Consider the following 11276-nt stretch of genomic DNA (forward strand, 5'->3'; position numbering starts at 1 on the left):
CGCGCCCGCATAGCGGGTGGTTTCCCGATTTCTAGCCTTAACAACTCGAGAGGAACGACCATGACCACCATCAGTCTGGAAACCGCGCTGGGCATTACCCGCCAGGCGCTGGCGGTGGGGCGCGAGCTGTCCACCGCGCCCCTGACCATCGCGGTGCTCGATGCTGGCGGCCACCTGGTGGCGCTGCAGCGCGAGGACGGCGCCAGCATGCTGCGACCGCAGATCGCCATCGGCAAGGCCTGGGGCGCCGTGGCCCTGGGCAAGTCGTCGCGGCTGCTGGCGGCGGATGCACAGCAGCGGCCTTCGTTCATTTCCGCGGTGAACACCCTGGCCCATGGCAATCTGGTTCCGGCGCCGGGCGGGGTGTTGATTCGCAACGACAAGGCAGAGGTGGTCGGCGCGGTCGGTATCAGCGGCGATACGTCGGATATCGACGAGCAATGCGCGATCCAGGGCGTGCTGGCGGTCGGGCTGGTGCCCGACGCCGGTTGAGCTTGCGGCCTGCTCACCAGGACCGGGCCTTCGCTCCCTTCTTCAGGTGGCGTACGCCGCCATCCACCAGGCTCTCCGTGCCATACCTGCAGCGGGGCTCGTTCGAGGCCAGGAATAGCGCGGCACTGGCGATCTCCAGCGGCTCCCCCAGGCGTCCCGGCCAATCTTCTCCCTCAGCGCCTGGGTGGCCTCGAGATCGGTAGCGGCTTTGTCCAGCGCTGGCGTCCGGGTCGGCCCCGGGCTCAGGGCGTTGACCCGGATACCGCGCTCGAGCAACTCCGCCGATAGCGTCCAGGCGAGGTGTATGCGGAGCTGCCGCCGCGGGTCGAATACCGCGTCACGCCGCTCGGTGCGAAGCCGGCGCTGGGGCGGGTCAGAGCGGCAGCGGCCGAAGCCGGCCGGCGCTCTTGCCGGATTGCCCGTCGGGCGTGCAGCCTTTCAGGACCAGGCGGGTGATGGTTTCCACCGCAGCGTCGTAGTCGGCGTCGCTGAGCTGTTCCTTGCCGGTGACGATGGAAATCTGCCAATCGAAGTCGGCATAGGTCTGGGTCGCCGCCCAGATGGCGAAGAGCAGGTGATGCGGGTCCACCGGGGCGAGCTGGCCACGGTCGATCCAGGTCTGCAGGCAGGTGACGTTGCGCTGGGCCTGGGCGTTCAGTTCGTCGAGGTATTCCTTCGGCAGGTGCGGCGCGCCGTGCATGATCTCGCTGGCGAAGACCTTGGAGGCATGCGGCAGCTCGCGGGAGATGCGGATCTTCGAGCGGATGTAGGCGGGCAGGGCGAGCAGCGGGTCGTCTTCCACGCGGAACGGTGCCGACGCTTGCAGCAGCGGCTCGACGATGCTTTCCAGCACGCAGCGATAGAGGTTTTCCTTGGACTGGAAGTAGTAGTAGACGTTGGGCTTGGGCAGGCCGGCGCGGGCGGCGATGTCGCTGGTCTTGGTCGCCGCGAAGCCCTTGTCGGCGAATTCCTCGCTGGCGGCGCGGAGGATCAGGCGCTTGTTGCGCTCGCGGATGCTGGTCATCAGTCCTTGTTCTTCATTGCTGCAACGGCGGCAGGAAGCCGAGGATGGTAGCACCCGCCCGGAGCGCCCCTCAAGCAAGGTGCGAGCGAGGCGGAGGCCCGGGAAATCCTGACCCGCCGGTTCATTTGCCCTATACATTTTCCGGTATTTGGAGTATTCGTTAGGGGTATCGAGTCGCCCGCTCGCACTCACCCACCGAGCGCCGGGCGAGCCCCCGGAACAGAACGAGTCACTATGTCCGATTCCCGCCTGGTCGATCCCTTCGGCCGTCGCATCACCTACCTGCGCCTGTCGGTGACGGATCGCTGCGACTTCCGCTGCACCTACTGCATGAGCGAAGACATGCAGTTCCTTCCCCGCGACCAGGTCCTCAGCCTGGAGGAACTTTACGCGGTGGCCGACGCCTTCATCGGCCTCGGCGTGCGGCGCATTCGTATCACCGGCGGCGAGCCGCTGGTGCGCAAGGGCATCACCGGCCTGCTGGCACGCCTGGGGCAGCGTGCGGAACTGGAAGACCTGGCGATCACCACCAACGGTTCGCAACTGCGCGAGCGCGCCGCCGAGCTGAAGGCCGCCGGCGTCCGCCGCCTCAACGTCAGCCTCGACTCGCTGCAGCGCGAACGCTTCGCCGCCTTCACCCGTAGCGATCGCCTGGAGCAGGTGCTGGACGGCATCCAGGCGGCGCGCGAAGCCGGTTTCGAGCGGATCAAGCTGAACTGCGTGGTACAGAAGGGCCGCAACGACGACGAGATCCTCGACCTGGTCGAGTACGCCCTGGCCAACCAGTTGGACATCAGTTTCATCGAGGAAATGCCGCTGGGCAGCATCACCAGCCACCGTCGCGAACTGACCCTCTGCACCAGCGACGAAGTCCGCGCGATCATCGAGCGCCGCTGGCCGCTGACCCCGAGCCTGGCGCGCAGCGGCGGGCCGTCGCGGTATTACCAGATCGGCGACGAGCCCAGCCGGATCGGCTTCATCTCACCTCACAGCAATAATTTCTGCGGCGACTGCAACCGCGTGCGCGTCACCGCCGAGGGCAAGCTGGTGCTCTGCCTCGGCCACGAGGGGGCGCTCGACCTGCGCGAACTGCTGCGCAGCCATCCCGGCGACCGCGAGCGCCTGAGCGCGGCACTGGTGGCGGCGCTGAACCTGAAGCCGGAGCGGCATCACTTCGACGCCCAGGAGCAGGTCCAGGTGCTGCGTTTCATGAGCATGACCGGCGGCTGACGGTATCCTCCTGGGACGATGGCACCAACGGCGCCATCCGCCGCTTCCTCCCCCATGCCACCCGGGTGACCGTGTTCCGGCACGCACCGCTCGCTGCCCCGTCCCGGGAAAAGCGACGCGGCGCAACGCCGAAACGCGGCGAAGAAGTCATGCTGCCTGCCGCGCCAGCAAAGGAAAGCCTCCCATGCACCGGGTCCTGTTCATCTGCAGCCGCAACCGCCTGCGTAGTCCCAGCGCCGAACGGCTGTTCGCCGACTGGCCGGGCGTCGAGACCGATTCCGCCGGGCTGGCGGCGGACGCCGAGACGCCCCTGGAGCGGGAGCAACTGGAGTGGGCGACGCTGGTCGTCGTCATGGAGCGCCGCCACCGGCAGGCGCTGCTGCGCCGGCACGCCGCGGCGATGAAAGGCAAGCGCCTGGTCTGCCTGGATATCCCGGACGACTACGCCTACATGCAGGCGGAATTGCTGCATCTGCTGGAGCGCAAGGCGGGGCCTTTCCTTCGGCGGGACTGAGTGGTGCGGACCGCGAGCGGAAAAAAAGAAGCCGGACGAAGTCCGGCCCGAGGGAAGGGCGGACCGGGAGTGTCGCCGGTCCGCCAGGGAGTCAGGAGTGCTTGGGCGCCGGCGCGTGGCTGCCGCACAAGTGGCTGCGGTCGTTGCGGCTGAGGATGTTGAACAGCAGGTTCAGCACCACCGCCCAGATCGCGGTCATGGCGATGCCGCTATGGGTGATCGGCTCCATCCAGACCGGCAGGCGGGCGAAGAAGTCCGGGCGCACCACCGGCACCATGCCCATGCCGATGCTTACCGCCACCAGCAACTGGTTGCGGCGGTCGGTGATGTTGGCCTCGTGGAGGATCTGGATGCCGCTGGCGGCGACCATGCCGAACATGGCGATGCCGGCGCCGCCGAGTACCGCCGGCGGGATCGAGGCGACCAGGAAGGCGGCCTTGGGCAGCATGCTGAGGAGGATCAGGAAACCGGCGGCGGCCACCGTGACGTAGCGGCTGCGCACCCCGGTCATCTGCACCAGGCCGATGTTCTGGGCGAACGAGGAATGGGTGAAGGTGTTCAGGAAACCGGCGAAGAACGAGGCGCCGGCGTCGCAGAGCAGGCCGCGGCGCAGTTCGGTCGGGGTGATCTCGCGGCCGGTGATCTTGCCCAGGGCGAGGAACATGCCGGTGGACTCGACGAAGATGATCACTACCACCAGGCACATCGACAGGATCGGCGCCAGGTCGAAGGTCGGCGCGCCGAAGTGCAGCGGGGTGACGATGTCGAACCAGGGGCGCTCGGCCAGACCACCGAGGTCGACCATGCCCATGCCGCCGGCGATCGCGTAGCCCAGGCCCATGCCCATCAGCACCGAGATGTTGACCCAGAAGCCGCGCATGAAGCGGTTGATCAGGAGGATGGTGCAGAGCACCAGGCTGGAGAGGAACAGGAAGTGCAGGGAGCCGAAGTCTTCCGCGCCCTTGCCGCCGCCGGCCCAGTTGATCGCCACCGGGAACAGGCACATGCCGATCGAGGTGATCACCGTGCCGGTCACCAGCGGTGGGAAGAAACGCACGATGCGCGACATGAAGGGGGCGATGAGCATGCCGAAGAAACCGGCGGCGATGGTCGCGCCGAAGATCCCGGTGATGCCCACGCCGGGCATCCCGGCCATCGCCACCATGCTGCCGACGGCGGCGAAGCTGGCGCCCATCATCACCGGCATGCGGATGCCCATCGGGCCGATGCCCAGCGACTGGACCAGGGTGGCGATGCCGGCGACCAGCAGGTCGGCGTTGATCAGGAAGGCGATTTCCTCGCGCGAGAGGCCGGCCGCCTGGCCGACGATCAGAGGCACGGCGACGGCGCCACCGTACATCAGCAGCACATGCTGGAAGCCCACCAGCAGCAGCTGCGTCAGCGGCAGGCGCTGGTCTACGGGCGAGTCGGGGATGCGGCGATCAGTTACCACGGACATGCAACACCTCAGGCGTTTTTATTGTTGTCAGTCGCAGGCGGACACCGGAAAAGGCAGGTTCCGGCGGCCGGGTATTTCTGGCCGAACATCCACCCCAGGCTTCAGGGCGATGCGGTGGGGTGTTTTATATCCCCGTTGTGTGCTCGATTCAATCGATTTTTTGTATACAAAGTAATTTTTTGTAGTTGACCAATCGGTCTACTACAGGCTTTCCAGAGCTGCTTCCACTGTATCCATAGAACTGGCGCCGGCTACCCCCGGGACGCCCGGCGGTGTACGACATTGGTCGGATAGCCGACGTGCTCTAGCCGCTGGGAGTTTTCAGCGACCCCTACCTCAGTGAGCACAAGCACGGTGCAGCAAGGCCTTGAACCCTGTCGCCCGGGATCAGCCATGGGTCTTTGCGGAACGCCTGCTTGCATTGGCGACTACAAGCAGCGACGTGCGCGAGAGCAACCGGCTATCTGAGCGCCAGTAGATCCTGGCGGCAATGGAGACGCTCAACGAGCAAAGAGAATGCCGCCAGCGCTTGCTGGAGTGCACAACGGCAGACTGGCCAACGTGCCAAGGCTCGGGGCAGGTCATGCTGGACAAGAAGCCGGCGGAGTTTTCCTGAGCGTTCTACAGGAGAGGCACGAAGGAGGTCGCCGAAGTCTTTCGGCATATCGAACGTCCCCCTTTTTCAGTTTTCGGCAGCGCCCAACGGGCCACTGGCAATCAGGCTGGCACCACAAGCTGTTTTCATCCCATGTAGCGCGACCGGGACCCCATTCACATCCAGCAGGGCGCTACCTTCGGTAATGGGGAAGGTTCCCTTGCACAAGGGGCAAACCACTTGGTGGCCTACACCGGCCATCGGCTTGCCGTTGAGGTCGGTCTGGGCGAACGCCTCAATCACCGTGCCTCCATGGCTGGTGGTGTCGCCAAGGCGAATGATGTCCATCGCGGGTCGCTCCTATAGGTCGTCCAGCCAGTTGTCTTTGGGCTTCAGGCTGGAGAGGAATTCCTCGTAGACATAGTCATCACCGAGCGTTTGGCCGCCAGGCGTAGCGGGTTTCGGAGCAGGGGAAGGACCGGCATTTCCACCTCGCGGTGATGAAGAAGTCGGGCGCACGCGAATCGAATCGACAATGGTGTCCCACAGTTCCAATGCTTCTTTATCCGATTTGAAGGCAGGGGGCGGTGGTTTACCGTTTTCATTGCTGCGTTCCAGTACCGCCAGTCCCGCAGTAAGATGGGGCTCGGTTAGCGATTCCTCCTTGCCTTGAACCTCCCACATGAATGTGTAGGCGCGCTGTCCCTTATCGCTTCCCGCAACCAGATACTCCTCTCCGGGAAGGCTCCCGACAGGATGCTTTCCTTTTCTTAATGTTTCCATACCTGCAAACGTGGAGAGCAATTCCTGCATGAGGCCACCAACGCGCTCAAGCAGTTTTTTTTGCGCAGCCCCCGTTAAGGAACGAAACTCGAAGTCTACGCCGGGGTGGTTGGGGAACGTAACGCCAACCCCAAACTCTTCATCTTGAAAATTATCCCCTGCAATATAAGCTTGGTCGATGCAAAAGCCCGGCCCGCTGGGGATTTCTTTGGGCGCGCGCGAGCGTAGATTTCGAGCTAAAGTCCTAGACATCTCTACAGCACGTTGCTCTCTGTCTACCGAAACTTTCCCTTTCCAACGATAGGCATGCCACGTAGGCTTAGATGTAACATAGGTATCCAATAAATAGGTTTTAGAGGCAACCTCTGAAGACCAAGACAATAAGCCTACTGATTCATTGCCAAAGTCAATTTTACGAAGAAACATGTTACCTTTGGATTTATGCTTCTGAGTCCTCCACTCTTGTTCAAGACGATCAACCCTGGCTGCCAGTTCGGTAGGTTTATCATCTAAGTACTCAATTCTGTCTCCCCATAGGTAGTATCCGGCATTGACTACCGCGTCAGGTGGCAGATCAATCAGAAAGCGACCAAAGCAATGAGTGATCCATCCGGTCTTGTCCATGGAAGAGCTCCGAGAAGAAGAAAACGAAGTGCAACTGGTCATGCTGGTCAAGACCACCAACCCAAGTACAGCAAGCAACCGACGGGGATGCATCATGTCCCTCCTTTGTCATTAGGATGCCAATCCGCCAACTGGGTGATTTTGATCACCCCATATAGCGCTGCCCATTGAGCACGAGCATCGTTGTAACTCTCCTGGTGCTCATAGCCCCGTTTGGTATTGGCCTGTCCCTTGCCCTTGCTGCCATGCCGAAAGCTGGCCTTGACGCCCGCCAGGGCAGGCGCCTGGCCGGAGTCGGTCGGTACCGTTTCGTCACCTCCGCTGCCGGAAGCGTCCAGTGGATTTCCCGCCTCCAGCGGACCCTGCACTATGGTGGGCAAGCCCCGACGGAACCAACTGTTGTAAGTGCCGTTCTCATCGTCGTTGAGTGTGGCACCAGGGGTCTCCAGAGGGGTAGGGTCACCCTTCCAGATCAGGTCGCGCCAACTATGGCGGCTATCGTCAGCTCCGTAATGGGCATAGGTCTCTGAGTGATAGCCTGCTGCTGACAATTCACCATGAAACTTAGCAATGCTATCTATCAAGTCTTCAAAGTTATCACGGGGGCCAACTCTTAAACTTTCTTTTTTGTCTGACATGTCCAGATATTGTGCATTTTGCTCAGGCACCAATCCATACCACGTAGAGCTCTTGTATATCTCTTCATAAGGGTCCTGATTCTGCGGATAAGCCCGAGGCTTTCCATCGATATCCTTGAGTACCTGGCCTTGCGCGTCGCACAGAAACAGCCAGGGACGTCCTTCCCGGTATTCGGCGCTAGGGGCCAACTCCAGCGCGCCGGCCGAATTGGCGACAACGGCTGTCACTTCACCGGCATTTCGTCCCAGCACGACCTGTGCGATACCTTCATAGCCACAGCGCATATGATGGTAGATGGTCGAGGAACCCGTCGCAGGTTGTACGCCATGTACCACCCCCAATACGCGCTCATAGCCGTGCAACTGCGTCAAGGCCCGCGCCACCAGCCCTCCCATCGAGTGGGTGACCAGAATGACTTTCATACGACTCACTTGCTCGGGATCGAGACCATGCTCCTTCTGGTAGAAAGGCAACACCGTGTTCTCGATGTAGTCGCGTACATCCAGCGCCGACTGCCGGTTGGACTGTAGCCAGTTATAACCGGCGCACCAGACGTCGAACTGGTATCGGCTGGCCTTGAGCAATTCCTCTTCATCGATCGGCCCAACCTTTCCCTGCTCCTCACCCTGATCTGCAGGAGGAGAGAGGGCTTCGTCATTCCACCATGCCTGGAGTTCCCGGCGGCTGACGATGTTTTCCAGTCGCCTCTCCATTAATCCCATGACCGGGTTATACGCACTGCGCATGACCTTGCCCCAGCCGCGCAGGCGGGCAGCTTCTTCGGACAAACCAGATTGACCGACATCGATCGTACCCTGGTCATCGACTTCCACTCTCTCCGCTTTCAGCAATCTTTGACGAGCCTTTGCATCTCGCCAATACCAGGTCCATAACGCTCCGATTGAGGCAAACAGGTCATCCATGGGCCAGAGACCGTTCGGCGGCCTCCAGATCTTGCTCTTGTCTGCCTTGTTGCGCAGGTTGGTTCCCATGATCCCCGGAATGAAGATCACCGGCAGGGGAGCGGTCTGCCGAACCAGTGCCACCTTTTCGCTCTGGTTGTCGGTACGGGTCAACTGCGCCTTGTAGACAGGCCGTCCCAGCCTGTCGCGAGAGCGAGGGATGATCACATCCTGATTCGGCTCGAGCGGTTCGCTGCTCATGTGTTGGACTCCGTGTCGCTGTTGTGACTGCCCTTGCCCAGGATGCGTATCTGCACCGGGTCCATGGCCAGGTGTTGTTGCTTGGGTAAACGGCCCTGGCTGTCGGTCATCAGTTTCACCACACCACCATCGCCTCGTATCACTTCAACGGCGATATTGGGTAACGGCTCCAGCGTGGCTTCGTCGCGCAGGACATACCGGTCATCGAACGGTGTCGAATCCCAGGCGTTGAAGCTGGTCGATGCATGAGCGGGACCGACATGACTGTGCTTCGCCGCCTTGACCACGAAGTTGCCGGGCATGCCCAGCTCGATGTTGCCGCCCTTGAGGGTCAGGTAGGCGCCGCCGCACATCAGGGTGATGTGCTCCTTCGCGGTGACCAGCACGTGCTGCTGGCTGGCGCTGACCTCCACGCTCTGCTCGGCTTCCAGGCGGATGTCGTTCTTCTGCGCCTGCAGCAGCATCGGCCCCTGGTGGGTGATCTGGCGCAGCTCGCCGCCCTGGGCGAACAGGCCGATGTCGCTGCCGGCGTTGATCACCACCTTCTGCCCGGCGGTCACCTGCTGGTTCTGCCGGGCCACGCTGTCGACGTGCTCGCCGGCGGCCAGGATCAGGCTCGCCGGCGTCGCCGCGGCGATCCCTGCCAGACCGCTCAAGGCGATCGCCGGCTTGCCTCCGTTGCTCTTGCCGGACTCGTCGTTGGCACCGTGGCCGAGGTCGCGCACGGCTTCCTGGAGGGTTTGCTGCGGCGCCGCGTCGTGCCCCACGCCCTGGTGCTCCCCGGCGTAGTCGCCCAGCTCGCGGGCCAGCTCCAGCGCCGCCTCCAGCACCTGCACCACGACGCCTCGGTCGAGATGGCCGGCGCCGGCCCTGAGCTGCTCCTCGGTGCTCAGCAGCAGCCCCTTGGCCGCACGCACCGCGCCATGTTCGTCGGTGCGCAGTTCGAAGCCCTCGCCGCGCGGCTTGCCGCCTTCGGGCCGAGGATGGGTCAGGTAGCCCAGGTGCAGCGCGCTGGCACCGTGGTCGCTCATCAGCGCCGCACTGATCTGCGCCGTGGTGTCGTCGATGCGCAGCTCGTTGGCCCGACTGCCCTTGTACTCCTTGCTCTTGATGGTGCTGAGGATCTTGTGGTCGGGCAGCGCGTAGGGCGGCCGGTTGGTCGCCCGGTAGGTACGCCCGGTGACGATCGGCTGGTCGCAGTCGCCGTCCAGGTAATCGACGATCACCTCCTGGCCAATCCGCGGGATCGCCATGTGCCCCCAATCGGCACCTGCCCAGTTCTGCGCGACCCGTATCCAGCAGGTACTGAATTCATCGTGACGTCCCTCGCGATCCCAGGGGAACTGGACTTTCACCCGTCCCCACTCGTCGCAATGGATCTCTTCCCCTGCCGGGCCGACTACCGTCGCGATCTGCGGACCATCGATACGTGGCCGAGGTAGCGGTGCGGGACGCCATTCGACGTCCTCGGGTACCAGTTCGGCGCGCAGGTCGTAGCTCACCCCCAGAGGGGCGTCGGCGGACTCTTCCTCCTGGCCGGCATACTGGGTGCCGCGATGGACCACCCGTACCGGCCGCCACCAGGCGTTGAAGTCGGCACGCGGATGACCTTCCAGGGCAAAGGCGTGGCCCGGGATCAGCCGCGGGTCGTCGCCGCTGACCGATGCCACCCGTGCATCGCGCCGATGTCCTCTGAGGCGGCTTTCGCTGAAAGGCCGGCCCGCGCCGCTCCGCTTGTAGCGACCGGGGTAGTCGTAGCGCTCGTAGGACGAGTCCTGATGCTCGAGCGCCTCGCCAGCGAGATGATGCTCCTGGTCGTAGGTCGGGCGCTTGAAGCTGTAGTCCCGCTGGGTCTGTCGAGCCGTACGAACATTTTCGCTGTAGCGGAAAGAATGAAGCACCGGCTGCGGGTTGTCGCCCTCCGGCTGGGCGCTGAACAGTACCGGGCCGCCGGCGATACGCTCCTGGACGTAGAGCCGGTCGCTGCAGACCAGGGTGTGGCGGTGTTCGTCGAAGCGGAAGTAGTAGACCAGGCCTTCCTCGAAGGCCAGCCGGTCGTGCAGGTAGTGATCGCTGTCGCCGGCCTGCACGCAGTATTCGCGTGGCAGGTGCTCGTGGTAGATACGCTGTTCGTAGTCGAGCACCCGGTGCTCCTTGAGCAGCGCCTGGAGAATCTCCGGAACACTCTTCTCCTGGAAGATCCGCCAGTTGCAGCACAGCTCCAGGCGCGCCAACTGCGGTTCCAGCAGCAGTTCGTAGCGGGTCCGGCGAAAACCCGAGCTGCCCTGGGTGAAGTGGCTGACGATGCCATGGACGTAGCGGGCCGGACGGCCGTCCTGCCAGAGGGTGAAGGTGCCCGGCTGGTCGAGTACCTGCTTGAAATCGATGGCGTTCTTGTCGCTGGCCAGCTTCAGGCTCAGGCGGAAAGGCTCGCAGAGCGCTTCTTCCAGTTCGAACTCGACGACATCGAACGCAAGGTTCCCTTCGCCGACGACGAAGGTGAATTTCAGGTCTCTTTGACGCATGGATCGTTCCCTGTTCCGGGTGGGCAGTTCCTTTCCAATCCATTGGAGGAGCAAGCCACGTTACTCTTGCTCAGCCGGCGCCGAAAGTCTTTGGCTCTGTGTCGATTTCGCGAAGTCGCGGACATTTTCGGCTCGACGGAGAACCGGCCGCACAGGTGTACGACCGGTGTGCCTGTCAACTCACCCTGCCACCGGCGAGCGCCAGTCGTCGGAGCCGGAGGTGCCGGA

Annotated in this window: 10 protein-coding genes; 3 read left to right on the forward strand and 7 right to left on the reverse strand. The window is 63.1% G+C overall.

The features are described from left to right. Positions 1-60: 60 nt before the first annotated feature. A complete protein-coding gene (locus HMPREF3014_RS07135; protein WP_003083199.1) occupies positions 61-492 on the forward strand; it encodes a GlcG/HbpS family heme-binding protein in 432 nt (143 codons plus the stop codon). Between the two features lie 42 nt (positions 493-534). On the opposite strand, the gene HMPREF3014_RS35370 is transcribed toward HMPREF3014_RS07135, so the two are convergent. Beyond that, positions 535-798: an SDR family oxidoreductase gene (locus HMPREF3014_RS35370; RefSeq protein ID WP_223719866.1), complete on the reverse strand. Its 264-nt coding sequence runs from the start codon at positions 796-798 to the stop codon at positions 535-537. A 67-nt stretch (positions 799-865) separates the two neighbouring features. Continuing rightward, the gene (locus tag HMPREF3014_RS07140) at positions 866-1516 is read right to left on the reverse strand and encodes a TetR/AcrR family transcriptional regulator (protein WP_003087183.1); all 651 of its coding nucleotides are present in this window, start codon (positions 1514-1516) and stop codon (positions 866-868) included. Between the two features lie 234 nt (positions 1517-1750). Here HMPREF3014_RS07140 and moaA point away from each other — a divergent pair, with 234 nt between their 5' ends. Together moaA and HMPREF3014_RS07150 are read left to right on the forward strand one after the other, a co-directional pair. After that, positions 1751-2746, forward strand: a complete 996-nt coding sequence (gene moaA / locus HMPREF3014_RS07145; RefSeq protein WP_003083204.1) for a GTP 3',8-cyclase MoaA — start codon at positions 1751-1753, stop codon at positions 2744-2746. Between the two features lie 184 nt (positions 2747-2930). Then, positions 2931-3260 (forward strand): low molecular weight protein tyrosine phosphatase family protein, encoded by a 330-nt coding sequence (locus tag HMPREF3014_RS07150; RefSeq protein WP_003087185.1) that lies wholly within the window; start codon positions 2931-2933, stop codon positions 3258-3260. A gap of 91 nt (positions 3261-3351) precedes the next feature. Here HMPREF3014_RS07150 and HMPREF3014_RS07155 read toward each other — a convergent pair whose 3' ends face one another. From HMPREF3014_RS07155 to HMPREF3014_RS07175, 5 genes are all read right to left on the reverse strand, one after another. Next, the gene (locus HMPREF3014_RS07155; RefSeq protein WP_003083208.1) at positions 3352-4719 is read right to left on the reverse strand and encodes a nucleobase:cation symporter-2 family protein; all 1368 of its coding nucleotides are present in this window, start codon (positions 4717-4719) and stop codon (positions 3352-3354) included. 682 nt (positions 4720-5401) lie between these two features. Further along, positions 5402-5662, reverse strand: coding sequence for a PAAR domain-containing protein (locus HMPREF3014_RS07160; RefSeq protein ID WP_003122926.1), 261 nt, complete (start codon positions 5660-5662; stop codon positions 5402-5404). 12 nt (positions 5663-5674) lie between these two features. Next, a complete protein-coding gene (locus tag HMPREF3014_RS07165; protein WP_031633397.1) occupies positions 5675-6817 on the reverse strand; it encodes a T6SS immunity protein Tli4 family protein in 1143 nt (380 codons plus the stop codon). Next, positions 6814-8523: an esterase/lipase family protein gene (locus tag HMPREF3014_RS07170; protein WP_003159955.1), complete on the reverse strand. Its 1710-nt coding sequence runs from the start codon at positions 8521-8523 to the stop codon at positions 6814-6816. Before HMPREF3014_RS07170 ends, HMPREF3014_RS07165 begins: the two co-directional genes overlap by 4 nt. Next, positions 8520-11048 (reverse strand): type VI secretion system spike protein VgrG2a, encoded by a 2529-nt coding sequence (locus HMPREF3014_RS07175; protein ID WP_023087608.1) that lies wholly within the window; start codon positions 11046-11048, stop codon positions 8520-8522. The genes HMPREF3014_RS07170 and HMPREF3014_RS07175 overlap by 4 nt, the downstream gene beginning before the upstream one ends. Between the last annotated feature and the right edge of the window lie 228 nt (positions 11049-11276).

The organism is Pseudomonas sp. HMSC065H01 (genome assembly GCF_001815235.1).
GTDB classification, from domain to species: Bacteria; Pseudomonadota; Gammaproteobacteria; order Pseudomonadales; family Pseudomonadaceae; genus Pseudomonas; species Pseudomonas aeruginosa.